Raw genomic sequence first — 20076 nt, forward strand, 5'->3', positions numbered from 1 at the left:
CGCGTATGTCCGACGACTGTATCTTCTGTTCGATCGTCGACGGCGAGATCCCCGCGCGAACGGTGTACGAAACCGACGACGTCCTGGCGTTCCTCGACGCTAACCCGCTCGCGCGCGGCCACACGCTCGTGATCCCGAAGGCGCACGCCGAGCGCGTCGGCGACCTCGACGCCGACCTCGCGCGCGCCGTGTTCGACGCCGTGAGCGAACTCACGCCCCGCGTCCAGGACGCGGTCGACGCCGACGCGGCGAACGTCGGGATCAACGACGGCGAGGCGGCCGGCCAGGAGGTCCCCCACGTCCACGCCCACGTCGTCCCGCGGTTCGAGGGAGACGGCGGCGCGCCGATCCACGCGGTCGCCGGGAAGCGCCCCGACCTCTCGGACGAGGACCTCGACGCGATCGCCGCGCGGATCTCCGAGTAGGCGGACGACGGGCCGCGGGGATCCGACGCGGCCGCCACGCTCCTCTCCCGCCGCCGTTCGAAGGAGTTATTCGCGGAACCGGCGAGGAGCGGTCATGTACGCGACGACGCTCGCGCTCGTCGGGGCGACCGGCGGCGCGGGGACGACACGGACGGCCGTCGAGCTGGCGGCGGTCGGCGCGCGCGGCGGTCGGGATGTGGCGGTCATCGACGCCGCGTTCGCGACGCAGGGGCTCTCCGAGTACGTCCACGGCCGGATCGGGACCGACCTCACGGCGCTCGTCGCCGACGAGGCCGGCGCGTCGCTGTCGGCGGCGGCGTACCCGATCGCGGGCGGCGGAGGATCCGGCGGCAGGGACGATCGCGGGACCCTGTCGGGCCGCGCCGACGTCGTCCCCGCTCGGGCCCCGTTCGAGCGGGTCGCCCGCGCGAAGACCGCCGAGGCGGCGCGCAGGCTCGAACGGCGGATCGACGAGGCGGCGACCGCCTACGACGCGGTGATCGTCGACGCGTCGCCGGTGGCGTCGAACGAGGCGGTCGCGGCGGTCACGGCCGCGGAGAGCGTCGCCGCGGTCCGTCCCGCCACCCCGCACGGCAGCGACGCCCTCCAGCGGCTCCACGGCCGGGTCGCCGACGTGGGCGCGAGCGTCGACGCGACGGTCGCGGTGTCTCGCGGGATCGACGGCGAGCCCGAGGGATCGGCCGCCGACGCCGACGTGACCCTCCCGGCGACGGACCCGCGCGTGGCGGCCGCGCCCGCGGCCGCGACCGGCGACGGAGCGTATCCGCGGGCGGTCGCCGACGCGTACGCCCGGCTCTTCGATACGACGCTCGAGGTCGACTTCTCGGAGGCGGGGCTGCTCGAACGGATCCGGTCATAGCGGAGGAGGGTTCTGCGGGAGAACGGTTCCGCGGGAGGACGGTTCGTCCGGCCGGTTCGTCGTGATCCCGGCGTCCCCGGTCAGCGGAGGTCGCCGGGCGATCCGAGCGCGTCGTCGAGGGGATCGTCCGCGCCGAGACCGGAGCCGAGCGGCGACGACCCCGCGAGCTTCGCGTCCACCACGTCCGCGACCGCCGGGAGCGGGTCGTGGGTCTCGACGTAGGTCGCGAGCGCGAAGTCCGCATCGTCGCCGCCGACGAGCGCGGCCGCCTCGCTGCGGGCGATCCGGCCGTCGAGCCAGTCGCGGACGACCCCGCGACGGGTCGGCGCGAGCGGGCAGACGCCCGCGACGCCACAGCGGTGAAGCGCCTTCGCGGCGGTCATGGGCGCGACCCCGGCGTCCGCGGCGGCGTCGCCGACGCTCCGGCCGGCCGTGTACGCGTCCACGAGCGTCGCGGTCGCCTCCGGCGTACACGGCAGGTCCTCGGCGTGCTCGCGCAGGCGATCGGCCAGCGGCGTCTCCGTGTCGTCGGCGACGGCGACCCCCCGGTCGTGCTGGCTGGCGGTCACCTCGAGACCCGCCGCGATGTCCGACAGCGTCATGGCAACCGGTCTCGCGTTCGGGTAGATAAACCCACCTACTCCGGCGGGGTCGACGCCGATCACCGACCGGTTACCGGTCGGTACGAGCGCGCCGATCCGGCCGTTCACCCCCCGATCCACCGGGGTTTAAGTAAGGGATCGGGACCGAGGTTCAGGTGTGATGAGCAAGGCACCCTCGACTCGCGTCCGTTCGCGCCGTTCCCGGAACCCCCGCGCCGCCTCGACGTCCGCCCGCGTCGATCGCGCCGACCGCACCGACCGCACCGACCGCACCGACCGCGTCGGCACCGCCGACGCCGCCGAGACGACCTCGACCGCGCCCGCCGTCCGCGACGAGGAGTGCCCCGAGTGCGGGGGTCGCACCGAACTCGACAGCGCGGAGCGCGCCTGCGTCGACTGCGGGCTCGTCCTCGAGGCCGACCGGATCGACCACGGCCCCGAGTGGCGCTCGTTCGCGGACGACGACACGGACCCCAAGCGCACGGGCGCGCCGCTGACGCGCTCGCGGCACGACCGCGGGCTCTCGACGGAGATCGGCCGCTCGACCCGGCTCAAGGGGCGCAAGCGCCGGCGGATGGCCCGGATGCGCACCCAGCACAACCGCGCGCGGATCTCCACGAAGCGCGACCGCAACAAGGTGTACGCCTACACCGAGATCCGGCGGCTCACCGGCGCGCTGGAGCTGCCGACGAGCCTCCGGGACACCGCCTGCGCGCTCTTCGACTCCGCGCAGTCGGAGAGCCTGCTCCGGGGGCGCTCGCTCGAGGGGTTCGCGGCCGCCTGCGTCTACGTCGCCTGCCGCACCGCCGACGTCGCCCGGACCGTCGGCGAGGTGTGCGCGGAGGCGAAGGCGACCGAGGCGGAACACCGCGCGGCCTTCGACGCGATGAACCGCGAGCTCGGCCTCCCGATCGGTCCGGCCGCGCCCGCCGAGTACCTCCCGCGGTTCGCGAGCGAGCTCGAGGTCGACTCCGCCGTCGAGGCGCGCGCCCGCCACCTCGCCGACCGCGCCGTCGAGGAGGGGATCGCGAACGGCCGCAACCCCGTCGGCGTCGCCGCCGCCTGCCTGTACACCGCGGCGCGCCAGTGTGACGCCGACTACACCCAGCAGGAGGCCGCCGACGTCGCGGGCGTCACGCCCGTGACGGTCCGCCGGACGTACGTCGAACTGCGGGAGGAGTGATCCCGCCGCGCCCGTCGAGGCCGAGGAGGCGCGAGAGCGCTCCGTACCAGAAAAAACGACGGGCGAACCGTCGTCCGTGACGCCCGCCGGGCGACCGCGACCGCGTCAGCGGGGACCGCGTCGGCGAGCGGGGAGGGCGGAGGGTGGGGGCGGGTGGAGGGCAGGGAGGGCGGGCGGATGCCGCGCCCGCCCGACGGGGCGTCACGCATCTACACCGACGCCCGGTCGACCGTTCTACGTTAGCCATCGACAGTCCGGACGAACCGTACAGTCCGCACGACACGCGGGATCGCGACAGCGGGATCGTGACGGTTCGTCGATCCGTCTCCGAGAGATCCGCGACGGTTCGTGGCCCCGCCTCCGATCGAGCCGGCGACGGTCTCAGGACTCCTCGAGCTTGTGCTGGAACGCGAAGAAGACGCGCCGCCCGATCTCCGTGAGGCGGACCGTGTCCGACCGCCCGACGTCCTCCAGTTCGACGTAGCCGCGGTCGCGGAGCGGCGAGAGGACGTGCGTCTCCAGCGCGCGGTACTTCGCGGTCCGGCTCTCGCCGGCCTCGCGCAGGAACGAGAGGTCGCGCTCGCGGGCCCACTGGATCAGGTTCCACTTGTCCGTCGTCACGTTCCGGTCGGCCCGCTCGCGGAGCCGCCCGAGCACCGCGACCTGGTCCGTCGTCGGCGCGTCCATCGGATAGATCGGCAGGTCGACGGTCGCCGCGACGCCGGCGGTGAGCGGCGTCTCCGTCACGTCGTGGCGGTGGACCTCGGGCTCGACGCTGTAGGGCCGCGCGCCGACGACCATACACGCGATGGCGACGCCGACCGCGGCGATCCGCGGGCCCGTCGAGACGTTGGCGAACAGCCGGTCGCCGTCGGGCTCGCCCGCGTCGTGGCGGGCGGCGACGGTGGTCGTCACGCCGAGCACGTCGTACACGTCCGCGAGCTCCACGGGCAACGCGCGGACCGCGGCGAACTCGGCGATCTCCGCCCACGCGTCGCGCTGGTAGTCGGTCAGCCGGTCCACGTCGACGCGGCTCCCGTCCGGACCGGCGGCGGCGGCCTCGAAGTCGACGGTGCCGCGGTCGGCGTCGCGGTCGGGCGCGTCCGCGAGCAGGTACGCCACGTCCGCGCCGTGGCTGCGGAGGGGCTCGACGATCCGGTCGTGTTCGTGGCCGAGCGGCGCGACGTGGACGCGCCGTTCGGAAACCCGTGGGACCGTTGTGTCCATGCCTCCCCTCCCCGCGGGGACGGGTTAAACCCCTGCGTACGCCACCGTACGGTTCCGACCCGTCGCGAGCGGGTCGTCCGGTCTCCGGAGCGCTCCGTACCGATCACGTGACGTGGGGACGGCTACCACGAAAACCGTTAAGCCCGGCTGTCGCTTACGAACCTCCATGAGCGCTGACCGGTCCGCGTTACGGCGGGCCATCGAGCGCGGCGAGCGCGACGGCGGGGCGATCGAGTTCAAGGAACGGCTCACTCGCGAGGTCCACCTGGCCGACGGCCGCATGGAATCGCTCGTGGCACAGCTCCGCCACCGGGTGCTCTCCGGCGACGGCGAGGCGACGTACGTCCTCGGCGTCACCGACGACGGCGGGCTCGCGGGGGTCCCGCCGGAGGCCTTCTCCGAGACGATGGACGTGCTCTCGCTGCTCGCCGAGGAGGCGGACGCCCACATCGCCGACGTGGAGACGTGGAGCGCCGGAGCCGACGGCGACGGCGACGCCGCGGGGCTCGTCGGGCTCGCGACCGTCCGCGAGGGCGGGATGTTCGAGGCCGACGACGACCACCTCGTGGTCGGGACGGCGGGCCACGTCGACCACGGGAAATCGACCCTCGTCGGAACGCTCGTCACCGGCCGGGCCGACGACGGCCAGGGCGGCACGCGCGGCTTCCTCGACGTCCAGCCCCACGAGGTCGAGCGCGGCCTCTCCGCGGACCTCTCGTACGCGGTGTACGGCTTCGCCGACGACGCGGACGACGCGGTCCGGATGGACAACCCCCACCGGAAGTCGGACCGCGCGCGGATCGTCGAGGAGGCGGACCGGCTGGTCTCGTTCGTCGACACCGTGGGCCACGAGCCGTGGCTCCACACGACGATCCGCGGACTGGTCGGCCAGAAGCTCGACTACGGCCTGCTCGTCGTCGCGGCCGACGACGGCCCGACGGCGACGACCCGCGAGCACCTCGGGATCCTGCTCGCGACCGAACTCCCGACGATCGTCGCGATCACGAAGGCGGACGCCGTGAGCGACGAGCGGCTCGCCGCGGTCGAACGCGAGGTGGAGTCGACGCTCCGGGACGCCGGCCAGACCCCGCTCTTGCTCGACCGTCACGGCGTCGACGTCGCGGTCGCGGAGGTGGGCGACGGGGTCGTCCCCGTGGTCCGGACCAGCGCGGTGACGAAGGAGGGCGTCGACACGCTCGACCGGCTGTTCGAGGCGCTACCGAAGCGCGCGACGCCGGAACGCGGGACGTTCCGGATGTACGTCGACCGCAGCTACAAGGTGACGGGCGTCGGCGCGGTCGCCTCCGGAACGGTCAACTCCGGCACCGTCGAGGCGGGCGACGAGCTCCTCCTCGGCCCGATGGCGGACGGCTCCTTCCGCGAGGTGGAGGTCCGGTCGATCGAGATGCACTACCACCGCGTCGACAAGGCGAAGGCCGGCCGGATCGTCGGGATCGCGTTGAAGGGCGTCGACGAGGCGGAGATCGAACGCGGGATGGCCCTCGTGCCCCGCGACGCCGACCCCGAGCCGGTCCGCGAGTTCGACGCGGAGGTGATGGTGCTCAACCACCCGACGCGGATCCGCGAGGGGTACGAGCCGGTCGTCCACGTCGAGACCGTCTCGGAGGCGGCCGCGTTCGCGCCCGAGGAGGGACGGCTTCTGCCGGGCGACACCGGCCGAACTCGGGTGCGATTCAAGTTCCGCCCGTACCTGATCGAGGAGGGTCAGCGCTTCGTCTTCCGCGAGGGATCGAGCAAGGGTGTCGGAACCGTTCGCGACGTGAACCCGGAGGAGCCGTCGGGAGCTGATTCACAAGAATAATATCCAACGCCGACGTGATAATTGAGGATCCTCCCGTGAGCCCGGCGGATCCTTACGAAACGATCAACAACATTTATGTTTTCCCTACTATGAGTTCGGTCGTATGCCCCGCAACGATACACCACGACGAAATCTGAGCCGCAGACGGCTCCTCGCGAGCGGAACCGCCCTCTCGACGTCGGTCCTCCTCGCCGGCTGTGCCGGCGGTGGCGGCGGAGACGGAAGCGGTGACGGCGGAAGCGACGACGGAAGCGGTGGTGACGGCTCGACGCTGTATTTCGCGCAGGTGAAAGGTCCACTCGACATGGACCCGGTCGTGATGAACGACGTGCCCTCCGCCCAGATCACGGGCCAGATCTTCGACGGGATCTACGAGTACGGCGACGGCGTCGGCATTCAACCGAAGATCGCCGCCGAGATGCCGACCGTCGAGCGGGACGGCACGCGATTCATCGTCCCGATCCGTGAGGACGCCGAGTTCCAGAACGGCGACCCCGTCACCGCGGAGGACGTCATCCACACGATGACGGCCCCCGTCGAGGAGCAGACGGAGAACGCCCCGGAGGTCAACATGATCGACAGCGCGGAGGCGATCGACGAACACACCGCGCAGTTCGACCTCTCGTACCCGTACGGCGCGTTCACCATCGCCATGGTCCGCAGCGTCGTCAACGCCTCCGTCCGTCAGGAGGACACCGAGGCGTACAACCAGGACCCCGTCGGCTCGGGGCCCTACCAGCTCGTCGAGTGGGAGCCGGAGAACTACGCGACCGTCGAGCGGTGGGACGACTACTGGGACGGCGACAACCTCCCGGAGATCGCGCGGATCGAGTTCGATCCGATCGAAGAGCAGACGACGCGGGTCACCGAACTGGAGACGGGCAACGTCGACATCATCGAGACGATCCCGCCGCAGCTGTACGAGACCGTCGAGAGCAACGAGAACGCAAGCATCACCCAGGAACCCGGGGTCGGCTACTTCTACCTCGCGTTCAACTGCGCCGACGGTCCGACGAGCGACCCCCTCGTCAGGGAGGCGGTCGACTACTGCTTCTCGATGGACCAGGCGATCGAGAACTTCGTCGAGCCGTCCGGGGTGCGACAGTACAGCCCCTACCCGTCGTCCATCTCCGAGGAGTGGGACTTCCCCGTCGACGAGTGGTCCGAGATCCCGCACGGACAGGACGTCGAGGAGGCGCAGGCGCTGTTCGAGGAGGCCGGCGTCCCGATGGACTACGACTGGCGGATCATCGTCCCGCCGGACGACATGCGCGAACAGATCGGCATCTCGATCGGCGACGGCCTCCAGAACGCCGGTTTCGAGAACGTCCAGGTCCAGCGGCTCGACTGGGGAACGTTCACCGAGACCTACCAGAGCGACGACGGTCCCAATAGCGAGGACGACTACAACATGTACACGCTCGGGTGGTCCGGTGCCCCGGACCCGGACGCGTTCGCGTACAACCTCCTGAGCCAGGAGGCGGACGGCGTGACCAACGGGACCTTCCACGGCTACGACGAGGCCTCCGAGATGCTGACGCAGGCCCGCGAGTCCGCCGACCGCGAGGAGCGCCGGCAGCTCTACGTCGACGCGACGACGACGCTCCTCGAGGGGCGGGTCCACCTCCCGGCGTACAACCTGAACAACTCCTACGGCGTCCGCAGCGCCGTCGAGGGCTTCAGCGCACACCCCATCTCGAGCGAGATCCAGATCGAGGGCGTCTCGGTCTCGCGGTGAACTGATCGGGCGAACGGCGGAGGCGTTCCGCCGGACCTTCGCGGGACGAACGCGATCGTCCGCGAAACGAGCGCGAACCTCCCGCGCGGTTCGCGGACGCGTTCGGACGCCCCCGCGATCGTCGGCGTAACCGCGTCGACTCGGGCGAAACGGACAAGCGACAGCGACAAACTGGATCGACCACAACGAGGAACCCACGACAGTGAGTCTACTTCGGTACACACTCTGGCGGCTCGCACAGGCGATACCCGTACTCATCGGTATCGTGACGATCACGTTCTTTCTCGCGAACCAGATCCCCGGCGATCCGGTCGAGATCATGCTGGGCCCCACCCCGGCTCAAGAGCAGGTCGAGGCGATACGCGCCCGGTACGGCCTCGACCGCCCGATCCACGAGCGGTACCTGACGTACCTCGCCGGCGTGGCCACGGGGGACCTCGGGCTCAGCATCTACTACGACCGGCCGGTGCTCGAGATGATCATGTTGCGGCTGCCGGTGACGCTTCTGCTCATGCTGTCGGCGTTCGCGTTCGCGATCGTCACGGCGATCCCGCTCGGCGTGATCTCGGCGAAGCGGCGGAACGAGCCGGCGGACCACGTCTCCCGGTTCGTCTCGCTGATCGGCGTCTCGACCCCGTCGTTCTGGATCGGGCTCGTGTTGATCATCGTCTTCGCGTTCCACCTCGGCTGGTTCCCCGCGCGCGGACTCGTCCTCCCGTGGGCGAACCCGGCCGACGTTCGGGGTGCCTCGACCCAGTGGGAGGTGATACGCCAGGCGGCCCATCACCTCTTCCTGCCGATGATCTCGCTGGGAACGCTCCAGATGGCGCAGATCACGCGGATCGAGCGCTCCTCGATGGTCGACTCCCTTCAGGGCGAGTACGTCACGCTCGCGCGGGCGTACGGCGTCCCCGAGTCGACCATCGTGCGCAAACACGCCTTTCAGGTCGCACAGCTCCCCGTGATCACGATAATCGGCCTCGGGCTGTCGACGGCGCTCGGCGGGGCCGTCCTCACGGAGACCGTCTTCGAGATACAGGGGATGGGCCGGCTGATCATCACGGCGATCAACAATCAGGACTACGAACTGATCATGGGGACGACGCTCGTGTTCGGGTTCGTGTACGTGATCGGCGTGATCATCACGGACGTCACGTACAGCTACCTCGACCCGCGGGTCACCTACGGTGAAGACTGATGTCGATCAACAGCGCAACTTCGGACGACGACGTACCGGACGGCGACGGGGACGGGGACGGCGGTGAGGGGGTCGAGACCCGCGTCGGGCTCCGGTACACGCTGAGGGAGGTGCGGCGCGACACGACCGCGCGCATCGGGATCTACATCGTCGGCTTCATGACGTTCGTCGCGGCCTTCGCCGCGGTCGACTACTACCTGCTCGACTACGCGGTCGCCGAGGCGGTGTTGTACAACCCCGAGACCGACCCGGAGCGGGTAGAGCGCCTGCTGCCGCCGGTCGGCATGGAGAACCAGTTCGGTCAGGGGGTACTCGAGCACCCGCTCGGCACCGACCACCGCGGCCGGGACCTGCTCGCGCGCGTGATCTACGGGACCCGCGTCGCGATGACCGTCGGGTTCATGGCGACCGCGATCGGGCTCTCCGGCGGCACGCTCGTCGGCGCGGTCTCCGGCTACTACGGCGGCTGGATCGACGACGTGCTTCAGCGGGTCACGGAGACGATCTACGCGATCCCGTTTCTCGTGTTGGTCATCGCGTTCATGACCGCCTTCGGGCGTGACCTCACGTTCGCGATGATCGGCGTCGGGATCACGGCGATCCCCGTGTTCAACCGGCTGATCCGGTCGCGGGTCGTCTCGATCCGCGAGGAGGACTACATCGAGGCCGCCCGCGCGGCGGGGGTGAAAGACCGGAACATCATCCTCAGACACGTCATTCCCAACAGCTTCGCGCCGGTGCTCGTTCAGGCGACGCTCCAGGTCGGAGTGAGCATCCTCATCGTCGCCGGGCTCTCGTTCCTCGGGTTCGGCGCGCAGCCGCCGACCCCCTCGTGGGGCCAGATGCTCTCGGCCTCGCGCGGCTACATGCTTCCGGCACCGACGTTCAGCCTCTGGCCCGGCATCGCCATCCTGGTGACCGTCGTCGGGTTCAACATTCTGGGTGACGGGCTCCAGGACGCACTCGATCCGCGGATCAACAACTGATATCCACATGAGCGAACCACTACTCAGCGTCGAGAACCTCAAGACGCAGTTCTTCACCGAAGACGGAACCGTTCGGGCGGTCGACGGGATCTCCTTTGACGTCCACGAGGGCGAGATCGTCGGCCTCGTCGGCGAGTCCGGGGCCGGCAAGTCGGTCGCGACCTCGAGTCTCCTCCGGCTCGTCGAGAGCCCGGGCGAGATCGTCGACGGCGAGATCACCTTCAAGGGGCGGACCCTCTTCGGCCTCGAGGAGGACGGAAACGGCGAGCTCCGTCCCCGAGACGACATGCTCACCGAGGAGGAGATGCGTCGGGAGATCCGCGGGCGGGAGATCGCGATCATCTTTCAGGACCCGATGGAGTCTCTCAACCCCGTCTTCACCGTCGGCGGCCAGCTCCGGGAGTTCATCGAACTCAACCGGGACCTCTCGGAGGAGGAGGCGAAAGCGGAGGCGATAGACATGCTCCGGGAGGTCGGGATCCCCGCGCCGGAGTCGCGCTACGACGAGTACCCCCACCAGTTCTCCGGCGGCATGCGCCAGCGCGTCCTCATCGCGATGGCGCTCGCGTGTCAGCCGGACCTGATAATCGCCGACGAGCCGACGACCGCCCTCGACGTCACCGTCGAGGGGCAGATCCTCGAGATGGTGAAGGAGCTCCAGGAGAAGTACGACACCTCGTTCATCTGGGTCACACACGACATGAGCGTCGTCGCGGAGATCTGCGACCGCGTGAACGTCATGTACCTCGGGGAGATCATCGAACACGCGACCGTCGACGACCTGTTTTACGACACGAAACACCCGTACACGAAGGCGCTTCTCGACTCGATGCCGCGGCCGGACGAGACGGTCCACGAGCTGGACCCGATCGAGGGGGTGATGCCCGAGGCGATCGACCCGCCCTCCGGCTGTCGGTTCCACTCCCGGTGTCCCGACGCGCGGGAGGTGTGTCGCGAGGTCCACCCCGAGCCGCGCGACCTCGCCGAGGAGGGCGAGCCAATGCACTCCGCGGCGTGCGTGAAGTACGACGCGTTCGACGTGGGGTACGGTGAGAGCCGACCGATCGAGACCGACACGGCCGGCGGGTTCGACGCCGGACTCACCGAGACGGGGGGTGAGAAATGAGCGGACTCGACGAGGGCGGCGACGACCCGCTCCTCGAGGTTCGGGACCTGTGTAAGTACTTCTCCGAGGAGGGCGGCATGCTCGGGGGCGTGACCTTCGACCGCGAGTTCCCCTTCGTGAAACGACGGCGCGGGGACGTTCGCGCCGTCGAGTCGGTCAGTTTCGACATCAAGAAGGGGGAGACGCTCGGGCTCGTCGGCGAGTCCGGCTGCGGGAAGTCGACGCTCGCTCGGACGGTGCTCCGCCTGCTCGAACCCACCTCGGGGAGCGTCTACTTCAAGGGAGAGGACCTGGCGACGCTCTCCGGCGAGCCGCTCCGCCGGAAGCGCAAGGACATGCAGATGATCTTCCAGGACCCGCAGTCCTCGCTCGACCCGCGGATGAAGGTCGGTCCCATCGTCGAGGAGCCGATGAAGGCGCACGGCATGCTCGACGAGGAGGGCCGCGAGGAACGCGCCAAGGAGCTGTTGGAGAAGGTCGGTCTCGACCCGCAACACTACAACCGCTACCCCCACGCGTTCTCGGGCGGTCAGCGCCAGCGGGTGAACCTCGCGCGCGCGCTGTCGGTGAACCCCGACTTCATCGTCTGTGACGAGCCGGTGTCCGCGCTCGACGTCTCCATTCAGGCGCAGGTGCTCAACACGATGCGGGAGCTCCAGGAGGAGTTCGACCTCACCTACCTGTTCATCGCACACGACCTGAGCGTGATCCGGCACATCTCCGACCGCGTCGCGGTCATGTACCTCGGTCAGCTGGTCGAGATCGCGGACAAAGAGGAGCTGTTCGAGAACCCGAAACACCCGTACACGCGGGCGCTGCTCGACGCGATCCCGGTTCCGGACCCCCGAAGCGAGGGACGGACCGCGCTGCTCACGGGCGACGTTCCCTCGCCGATCGATCCGCCCTCCGGCTGTCGGTTCCGGACGCGGTGTCCCTCGCTGATACGGCCCGAGGAGTACGAGATGAGCGACCGCGAGTGGCGGCGCGTCGTCGAGTTCCAGCGCGCGGTGAAACGGCGGTCCTTCGAGACGACGGACCGCGCGGAGATCCGTCGGCGCTACTTCGACGACGCGGAGCCCGACGGGGAGGCCGGCACCCTCGTCGACGAGGCGATCGGCCACGTCGACGCCGGGGAGTGGGCGGAGGCGGAGCGGCTGCTGACCGAGTCGTTCGCCGATCGCAGCGTCTGTGCGACCGAGGAGCCCGCCTACGAGGTGCCGCCGGAACACGGCGAGGGGCGCCACTACACCGCCTGTCACCTCGCCCGCGACGAGGCGGTCGCGGCCGGCGAGGAGACGGAGCTCGAGTCGTCCGCCGGCGCGGCGGTCTCCGGGAGCGTCGGCGTCGGCGAGGCCGACGACTGAACGCGCCGCCGGGTCGAACGCGATCCTCCCGTCTCACCGGATCCGTATCCGCGTCGAGTCCTCGTGGTGCGGCTCAGGGTCCGCGACGGCGAGGAACGCGGAGATCGTGTGTTCGCCCCGGTCGGCAGGGACCGACCGGTCGAGTCCCGTCCCGCCTTCGCGCCTGAAGCGGCCGTTCCACGTGGCCGTCGCGACTCTCGTCTCGCCCGCGCGGAACCCGACGGTCCCCGAGTCCGCCCTGACGTAGCGTCTCTCGTCCGTCGCCTCGAGGACGCCGTCGACGCGCCACCCCCACTGCCGACGGGTGGTCGTCTCGAGTTCGACCGGCACCGGCAGCCGGTTCCGAAGCCGGACGGTGATCTCGACCGGGTCGCCGCGCGCGTACTCCGTCCGGTCGGTCTCGACCGCGAGTGTGACCGCGCGGCGGGCGAGCCGGTCGGGAACGACCCGCCCGAGCGCGTCGCTGAGGTAGTTCTTCGTGTCGTCGAAACCCGTCCTGTCGGTCGAGTCGTCGTGGCGTCGTTGGACCATCTCTCTGTTCGCGGCGATCGGCGTCAGTCCCCGGCCGAGGCCCGTTCCTCGGCCGGTCGTCGACTCCGCTCCGTTCGTCTCCCTCTCACGCTCCGGGGCGCTAAACCGTTTCGGGCGGTCGTCGTCGGTCGCCGTCGAACGCGCTCGACCGGAGGCGATCCGGTTCGGCCGAGACGGAAAAGAGACCGCGTGGAAACGGACGGCTAGACGTACTCGAGGATGTCCCGGAAGTTGATCGCGACGGCCAGCGCGGAGGCGACGACCACGACGATCAGGGTCGCCATCGGGTCCATCGCCTCCGTCCCCTGCGAGTACACCACCATGCCGTACATCTCCTTGGTGAGCGCGTCCATGGTTCCGCCGACGAAGAAGACCCGGATGAAGTCCTCGAACGAGCGGAGCCAGGCGAACACGAAGCCCGCGGCGATCGCGGGCGAGATGATCGGGAGGGTGACGTCTTTCAGCACGCTCCGGCCGTCCGCGCCGAGGTCGCGCGCGCCCTCCTCGAGCTTGCGGTCGAACACGGCGAGCCTGGCGACCACGGGAAGCACGATGAACGGCAGCCCGTACACCGAGTGAGCGAGCACCGTCCCGAAGAAGCCGGGCGAGAGCCCGATCACGCGGAACAGGATAAGAAGCGAGATCCCCATGATGATCCCGGGCATCAGGAGCGGGACGATGACGAGCCCCCTGAGCATCCCCCTGCCGCGGAACTCGTGGCGGGCGATGGCGAACCCGAGCGGGACGCCGATCACCGTCGCGACCAGGGCGGATACCGTCGCCACGAACGCGCTCTGTCTGGCCGCCGCCAGCAGCCCCTCGTTGGTGAACAGGCTGACGTAGTTGTCGAGGGTGACCCCCTCGAACGGGAACAGCACCGCCGAGTTCTCCATGAACGAGAGCGCGATTATCTGCGAGAGCGGGAGCCAGAGGAAGGCGATGATCCCGATCGTCAGCGCCCACATGCCGTAGTCGGCGACCGCGCTCACGACCCGGTCGACGGAGACGGTCCCCGTCAGTCCGGGCTCGCCGACGAGCCGCGACAGCCGACCGTGTCCTTCACTGTCCGCCATGGGTCACCCCATCGCCTCCAGGCTGGTGGTACGCATCACGATCGCGAACGCGATCAGGGTCGGGATGATGAGGAACAGCGACCCCGCCGCACCGTAGTTGATGGCGTACAGCTCGTTGATTCTGGCCGTGAGCACCTCGGCGATCATGAGGAACTTCCCGCGCGCGAGGAACTGCGGCGTGATGAACGTCCCGAGCGCCGGGACGAACACGAAGACGCAGCCGGTGATCAGCCCCTGTGCCGACAGCGGGACCACGATGTCCTTCGCGATCTCCAGCCGCGTCGCCCCGAGGTCCCGCGACGCCTCGATGACGCCGTAGTCGATCCCCTCGAGACTCGAGTACAGCGTCAACAGCATGTACGGGAAGAAGGCGTGCGTGAGCGAGATGATCACCGCCACGATCCCGTACTCGAAGATCCCGAGCGGCTCGGAGACCAGCGGCGTCGCGAGCAGCGCCGAGTTGATCAGTCCCTGGCTGCCGAAAAGCGAGAGCCAGGAGTAGATGCGCACGATGAAGATGGTGAAGAAGGGCACCAGCACCGCGAACAACACGACCTTGAACCGCCGTCCCGAGAGCCGCGTGAGCAGGTACGCGACCGGATACGCGAGGACGACCGTCAGGAACGTGGTGGCCCCGGCGATGCGCAGAGAGAGGAAAAAGGAGTCGACGAACGGCGTCTGGAGGAAGCCGCTCTCCCCGACGAAGAGCTCGCGATAGTTCGACACCGAGAATGACCACACGACGTCGTAGGAGCTGCTGACCTCCGCGAAGCTCACCATCACGAGGAACGCCGTCGGGACCAGTATCAGCGTGAGCAGCCATCCGACTCCCGGTCCCACCATGAGCGCGAGCTTCGCCCGCTTTCCCCGCCGTTCGAACGCGTCGCCGAGATCTTGGATGGTGCTCATCTCGTTCTCACGCGTTCTTGACCCGTTCGAACATCTCGATCCACGCGTCGTCCTGCTCTGCGGGCTTGAACGGGATCATTCCCTCCAGCACGCCCGGCTCGATCTGGAGCGCCTCCGCCTCGATGTTGTCCATCGCGGCCTGTGAGGTGTTCATGATGTTCCGGTTCTCCGAGAGCGCCGCGCCGGTCTCGGGGGAGATGTACTCGTTCAACACCCGGAAGGCGGCCTCCTTGTTCGAGGAGCCGGAGGTGACGACGGCCCCCTCGAACCAGGTGAGCTCCTCTTCTGCCGGCTGGGAGAACTCCACGCTGTCGACGTCGTTCATGATCCCCACGTGCGTGCTCCGGTTCGCGAACGAGACGATGATGTTCCCGTTCTGGTAGTCCTGCGTGAGCGTCTCCTCGTCGTGGATGAACCCGAGGAGGTTCGGCTTGAAGTCGATCAGCGTCTCCTCGATGTTCGTGAGCTGCTCGTCGGTGAACGACACGGTGTCGCCCTCGAACGCGTCGGTGTAGCCGAGCGCGAGCCCCGTCGCCATGATCGACTTGTAGTAGCCGTCGTACAGCGTGATGGAACCGGTGAGGTCGACGCCCTCGACCTCCTCGCTGAAGAGCACGTCGTAGGAGTGGTCGTGGTCCTCGGGGAGCACCGAGCTGTCGTAGCCGTACGCGTACCACCCGAACTGGACGGGGACCCCGTACATCTCTCCCCCGTCCGAGAACTGGCCCTCGGCCGCGCTCTGGAACGTGGGATACAGCGAGTCGAAGTTCGTCATCACGTCCGTGTTCACCGGCGCCGCGAGGTCCGCGTCGATGAACCGCGGGACGTACTCGTTGTTCGGGATGACGATGTCGTACTCCTCGCCGCCACCCGCGTTCACGGTGGAGAACATGTTCGCGGAGCCGTCCGCCACCGAGATCTCGAGTGACACGTCATCGAGCGTTTCTTCCACCTGGTCGTTGACCGCGTCGTATCCCGTCCACGTGAGGATCGACACCGTCGTTCCGCCGCCGCCGCCCATACACCCTGACAGGCCCGCCATACCCGTAACGCCGGTCGCGCCTGCCGCCTTGATGAATTGCCGTCTGTCTACCATCGTCGTGAATCGACTGCTACTCATATGTAATAAATCTGCTCTACAAAAGACATGTTCATCGGGGAATCAGCCTTATATGATATCGATGTTTTCATATTTTCCCGAATACGGGTAACGATCGTGTTATTCTTGACTGGCTCCTCGGCTCCTCTCCGCACCGATCAGAGATGCGATGATCGTACAGAGTCTTTTGGAGCTATATTTTGTGGAATATCATATTTTATGTGATTAAGGTATATGTTCTCTCGAATATAATCGTCTTCACTGGACAAAAAGTTAAGTATCGCCCGCGTCTTCGGTCGCGATATGACGACATCAATGACGGCGGTACAGCTCGACGGCGTCCGCAAGGAGTTCGGCGACACGACCGCGGTCGACGGGATCGACATCGACCTCCAGCGCGGCGAGTTCTTCTCGCTTCTCGGCCCGTCCGGCTGCGGGAAGACGACCACCCTGCGGATGATAAGCGGCTTCGAGACCCCGACCGACGGCTCGATCCGCATCGAGGGCGAGGACGTCGTTCACCGCCCGCCGAACAAGCGGAACACGAACCTCGTGTTCCAGAGCCTCTCGCTTTTCCCCCACATGACGGTCGCGGAGAACGTGGGCTACGGATTGAAGAAGGACGGCGTCAACGCCGGCGAGCGCGAACGGCTCATCGAGAAGTACCTCGACATCGTGGACCTGTCGGGATACAAGGACCGCAAACCGCAGGACCTCTCGGGCGGACAACAACAGCGCGTGGCGATCGCGCGTGCGCTGGTGAACGAACCCGACATCCTCCTTCTCGACGAGCCGCTCTCGAGTCTCGACCGGAAGCTGCGCCAACAGATGCAAGTCGAGCTCCAGGAGATCCACGACCGCGTCGAGAGCACGTTCTTCTACGTGACACACGACCAGGACGTGGCGATGAGCATGTCCGACCGCCTCGCCGTGATGAACGACGGCCGGATCGAACAGATCGGCACGCCGAAGGAGATCTACCGCGAGCCGGCGACCGCGTTCGTCGCCGACTTCATCGGCGACACGAACCTCCTCGAGGGCGTCGTCGAGAACACGACGCACCCGCCGCGGCTCCAGCTCGACGCCGAAACCGAGATGACGATCGATCTCGGGGACTCCGCCCTGAAAGGCGACGTGGTCGCGTCCATCCGGCCCGAGGAGGTCGACCTCGTGGAGTCGGGTGCCGGCACGATAGACGGCACGATCGTCAACCGCTTCTTCCACGGCGAGCGGACCAATCTGGTGATCGAGCCCGACGACGACTCGCTGCCCGACCTCGACGTCGCCGTCCAGGGTCGTTCGGACCTCCCCGACTCCGAGAAGGTCTCCGTCGATCTCAACGCCGACGCGATGAGCGTGTATGCGAAGTAGCCTTCCCGACCGAGCGCCCGCGGTCGAGGGGTCGGCGGCGAACCCGATCGACCCGGCGGACCGCCTCGGGCCCGCGAACGGACGTATCGATCCCGAGCACCGACGTGCCGACCCCACATGAGAGGGAGCGTCGATTCGACGGCCGACGCCGCCGAAACGGACGTGCTGGTCCATCACAGCGTCCCGGCCGTCTTCGGCACCGATTTCGTCCGAGAACTGCGCTCCCGGATCGACGCGGCGCTCCCGTCGACGGACCGGATCCGGACGGCGACGACCGCCGCGGAGTCCGGCGCGACGATCGGCGACGCGGACGTCGTCTTGACTGTCCGGCCGGTCGGCGATGACCTTCCCGAGGGGGCCGCGCCCGACTGGATCCAGACGCTCAACTCCGGGGTCGACTCCTACGACCTCGACGGGCTCGCGGACCGGGGGATCGCGGTGACGAACGCCGCGGGCGTCGCGGCGAACCCGATCGCTGAACAGGTGCTCGGCTACCTGCTCGTCTTCGAGCGCCGGATCCACAGGGGGATCCGCCAACAGGAGCGCGACGGGATCTGGCGGCGCTACTCCGCGGGCGAGCTCCGCGGGAAGACCCTCGGGATCGTCGGCGTCGGCGCGATCGGCACGCGCGTCGCGGAGCTGGCGTCGGCGTTCGACGTGGAGGTGATCGGCACGAAACGGACCCCCGAGACCGCCCCGGATGTCGTCGACGAGGCGTATCCGCCCTCCGGGCTCCCGGACGTTCTCGCCCGCTCCGACTACGTCGTCCTCGCCTGCCCGCTTGTCGAGGCGACGCGCGGCCTGATCGGCGCCGAGGAGTTCATGTCGATGCGGTCGGACGCGGTCCTCGTGAACGTCGCGCGCGGCGAGGTGGTCGAGGAGTCCGCGCTCGAGACCGCGCTCCAACAGAACCGGATCCGCGGGGCGGCACTCGACGTCTTCGAGGAGGAGCCGCTCCCGCCGGAGTCGCCGCTCTGGGACCTGCCGAACGCGGTGATCACGCCCCACATGGCGGGAACCACCCCGAAGTACGCGGACCGGATCGGCGAACTGTTCGAGGAGAACTACGAACGGTACGTCGATGGGGAGCTCGAGAACCTCCGGAACCGGGTCGTCTGAGGTCGTCCGCCCCCGCCTCCGGACGAGTCTCCTCCGGCCGGTTCAGTCGTCCGCCTCGATCGCCGACGTCTCCGCACGGACCGCGCTCGCGAGCGCCGCGATCCCCTCGTCTATCTCGGCGGGCGAGGCGTGGCTGAACGAGATCCGGGCGTTGCGCGTCCCCCCGTCGTCGGGGTAGAAGAACGAGCCCGGAAGGTACGTCACGCCCGCGTCGATGGCGTCCGGAAGCATCGCCTCCGCGTCGACGCCCTCGGGGAACTCCACCCAGACGAAGAACCCTCCCTCGGGCTCGCTCCACCACGTCCCCGGCGGCATCCGCTCCGCGAGGCTCTCGAGCATCCGGTCACGACGCTCGCTGTACCCGGCACACAGCTCCTCGATGGCTCGGTCGAGCCGGCCGTCCTCGGCGTAGCGGGCGATGAGCCCGCGGGTGTAGCTCGGCTCTCCGCCCGCGTTGACCCGATCGAACTGCTCGACGAACGACTCCTCCGCGATGACCCAGCCGGTCCGGACGCCCGGCGCGATCGTCTTCGAGAACGTGTTGACCCGGACCGCCCGCCTGCTCTCGTCCAGCGCCCTGATCGGCGGCGGCTCCGCCCCGTCGTACCGGAGCTGGCCGTACGGGTCGTCCTCGAGAACCAGGAAGTCGTACGTCTCCGCCAGCTCGCAGAGTCGCTTCCGGCGGTCCGCGGACAGCGTCACCCCGGTCGGATTGTGGAAGTTGGGGATCGTGTACAGCAGCTTGGGGAGCGGCTCTCCGGCCGCCTCGCGGGCGGCGAGCTCCGCTTCGAGCGCCGCGACGTCGAGGCCCTCCGTGTCCATCTCACAGCCCTCGATGTCGACCCCGTAGTTGCGGAACAGCCGCAACGCCCCCATGAACGTGGGTGCCTCGACGAACACCGTGTCGCCGGCGTCGAGGAAGGTCTGACACACCGTGTCGATCGCGTTCGTCGCGCCGTTCGTCACGTGGATCTGCGAGGTCGTACAGTCGATCCCGCGGTCGCGGGCCTGCTCGGCGATCACCTCCGGGAGCGCGTCGGCGTACTCGCCGCCGCCGTACTGGAGCGCGCAGTCGCCCTCGTACTCGAAGAGGGACTCGGCCGCCGAGACCAGCTCCCCGTTCGGGAACGAGTCGGGGTACGGAAAGCCGAAGCTCAGCGGGACGGCGTCCGCGTCCCGGATCGACCGCCACGCGCCGTAGACGGAGCCGTCCATGGTCTCCCGGACCGTCTCGCTGAACAGGTGATCGAGATCGTCCGATTCGGATCCGTTCATTCGGTATCGTCTACCGACTGAGGCTTCAATATCATAAACCTACTGTCCGGAAAACTCGAATGATCAACCACATATTGACAATATAGTGTGTTGATCGTTCGGGATACTGCGTTCCGTTCCGGACGAACGCGAACGAGGTCACGGGGGA

Annotated in this window: 18 protein-coding genes; 11 read left to right on the plus strand and 7 right to left on the minus strand. The window is 68.6% G+C overall.

Annotated elements, in window-relative coordinates:
• Positions 1–5: 5 nt before the first annotated feature.
• Together AXA68_RS03865 and AXA68_RS03870 are read left to right on the plus strand one after the other, a co-directional pair.
• Complete coding sequence (locus tag AXA68_RS03865; protein WP_066413059.1) at positions 6–425, plus strand: HIT family protein; 420 nt, start codon at positions 6–8, stop codon at positions 423–425.
• A gap of 94 nt (positions 426–519) precedes the next feature.
• The gene (locus tag AXA68_RS03870; RefSeq protein WP_066413061.1) at positions 520–1305 is read left to right on the plus strand and encodes a cell division inhibitor; all 786 of its coding nucleotides are present in this window, start codon (positions 520–522) and stop codon (positions 1303–1305) included.
• Positions 1306–1385: 80 nt separating this feature from the next.
• On the opposite strand, the gene AXA68_RS03875 is transcribed toward AXA68_RS03870, so the two are convergent.
• Positions 1386–1907 carry a DUF7858 family protein gene (locus AXA68_RS03875; protein WP_066413063.1) on the minus strand — a complete coding sequence of 174 codons (522 nt, stop codon included), beginning with the start codon at positions 1905–1907 and terminating at the stop codon, positions 1386–1388.
• A 160-nt stretch (positions 1908–2067) separates the two neighbouring features.
• On the opposite strand from AXA68_RS03875, the gene AXA68_RS03880 reads away from it, so the two are divergent.
• A complete protein-coding gene (locus tag AXA68_RS03880; protein ID WP_066413065.1) occupies positions 2068–3090 on the plus strand; it encodes a transcription initiation factor IIB in 1023 nt (340 codons plus the stop codon).
• A gap of 381 nt (positions 3091–3471) precedes the next feature.
• Here the strand turns inward: AXA68_RS03880 and AXA68_RS03885 are convergent, their stop codons facing one another.
• Positions 3472–4317, minus strand: coding sequence for an HFX_2341 family transcriptional regulator domain-containing protein (locus tag AXA68_RS03885; RefSeq protein ID WP_066413067.1), 846 nt, complete (start codon positions 4315–4317; stop codon positions 3472–3474).
• A 166-nt stretch (positions 4318–4483) separates the two neighbouring features.
• Here AXA68_RS03885 and AXA68_RS03890 point away from each other — a divergent pair, with 166 nt between their 5' ends.
• From AXA68_RS03890 to AXA68_RS03915, 6 genes are all read left to right on the plus strand, one after another.
• Entirely contained in the window at positions 4484–6139 is a 1656-nt protein-coding gene (locus tag AXA68_RS03890; protein ID WP_066413069.1) for a GTPBP1 family GTP-binding protein, read from the plus strand.
• 103 nt (positions 6140–6242) lie between these two features.
• Positions 6243–7877, plus strand: a complete 1635-nt coding sequence (locus AXA68_RS03895; RefSeq protein WP_066413072.1) for an ABC transporter substrate-binding protein — start codon at positions 6243–6245, stop codon at positions 7875–7877.
• A 202-nt stretch (positions 7878–8079) separates the two neighbouring features.
• A complete protein-coding gene (locus AXA68_RS03900; protein WP_269799185.1) occupies positions 8080–9075 on the plus strand; it encodes an ABC transporter permease in 996 nt (331 codons plus the stop codon).
• Positions 9075–10061 (plus strand): ABC transporter permease, encoded by a 987-nt coding sequence (locus tag AXA68_RS03905; RefSeq protein WP_066413076.1) that lies wholly within the window; start codon positions 9075–9077, stop codon positions 10059–10061. Before AXA68_RS03900 ends, AXA68_RS03905 begins: the two co-directional genes overlap by 1 nt.
• A gap of 7 nt (positions 10062–10068) precedes the next feature.
• Complete coding sequence (locus tag AXA68_RS03910) at positions 10069–11187, plus strand: ABC transporter ATP-binding protein (RefSeq protein ID WP_066413078.1); 1119 nt, start codon at positions 10069–10071, stop codon at positions 11185–11187.
• Positions 11184–12551, plus strand: coding sequence for an ABC transporter ATP-binding protein (locus tag AXA68_RS03915; protein WP_066413080.1), 1368 nt, complete (start codon positions 11184–11186; stop codon positions 12549–12551). The genes AXA68_RS03910 and AXA68_RS03915 overlap by 4 nt, the downstream gene beginning before the upstream one ends.
• A 33-nt stretch (positions 12552–12584) precedes the next feature.
• Here AXA68_RS03915 and AXA68_RS03920 read toward each other — a convergent pair whose 3' ends face one another.
• The 4 genes from AXA68_RS03920 to AXA68_RS03935 form a co-directional block, all read right to left on the minus strand.
• Entirely contained in the window at positions 12585–13082 is a 498-nt protein-coding gene (locus AXA68_RS03920) for a hypothetical protein (protein WP_066413084.1), read from the minus strand.
• A 203-nt stretch (positions 13083–13285) separates the two neighbouring features.
• The gene (locus AXA68_RS03925; protein WP_066413087.1) at positions 13286–14155 is read right to left on the minus strand and encodes an ABC transporter permease; all 870 of its coding nucleotides are present in this window, start codon (positions 14153–14155) and stop codon (positions 13286–13288) included.
• A gap of 3 nt (positions 14156–14158) precedes the next feature.
• Positions 14159–15064 carry an ABC transporter permease gene (locus AXA68_RS03930; RefSeq protein WP_066413090.1) on the minus strand — a complete coding sequence of 302 codons (906 nt, stop codon included), beginning with the start codon at positions 15062–15064 and terminating at the stop codon, positions 14159–14161.
• A 7-nt stretch (positions 15065–15071) separates the two neighbouring features.
• Positions 15072–16106 carry an ABC transporter substrate-binding protein gene (locus AXA68_RS03935; protein WP_066413091.1) on the minus strand — a complete coding sequence of 345 codons (1035 nt, stop codon included), beginning with the start codon at positions 16104–16106 and terminating at the stop codon, positions 15072–15074.
• Positions 16107–16466: 360 nt separating this feature from the next.
• Here AXA68_RS03935 and AXA68_RS03940 point away from each other — a divergent pair, with 360 nt between their 5' ends.
• Positions 16467–17534 (plus strand): ABC transporter ATP-binding protein, encoded by a 1068-nt coding sequence (locus tag AXA68_RS03940; RefSeq protein ID WP_066413093.1) that lies wholly within the window; start codon positions 16467–16469, stop codon positions 17532–17534.
• Positions 17535–17651: 117 nt separating this feature from the next.
• Positions 17652–18653 carry a D-2-hydroxyacid dehydrogenase gene (locus AXA68_RS03945; protein WP_066413096.1) on the plus strand — a complete coding sequence of 334 codons (1002 nt, stop codon included), beginning with the start codon at positions 17652–17654 and terminating at the stop codon, positions 18651–18653.
• 42 nt (positions 18654–18695) lie between these two features.
• Here the strand turns inward: AXA68_RS03945 and AXA68_RS03950 are convergent, their stop codons facing one another.
• Positions 18696–19928 (minus strand): aminotransferase-like domain-containing protein, encoded by a 1233-nt coding sequence (locus AXA68_RS03950; RefSeq protein WP_066413099.1) that lies wholly within the window; start codon positions 19926–19928, stop codon positions 18696–18698.
• Between the last annotated feature and the right edge of the window lie 148 nt (positions 19929–20076).

It is taken from the genome of Halorubrum aethiopicum, assembly GCF_001542905.1.
GTDB lineage: Archaea > Halobacteriota > Halobacteria > Halobacteriales > Haloferacaceae > Halorubrum > Halorubrum aethiopicum.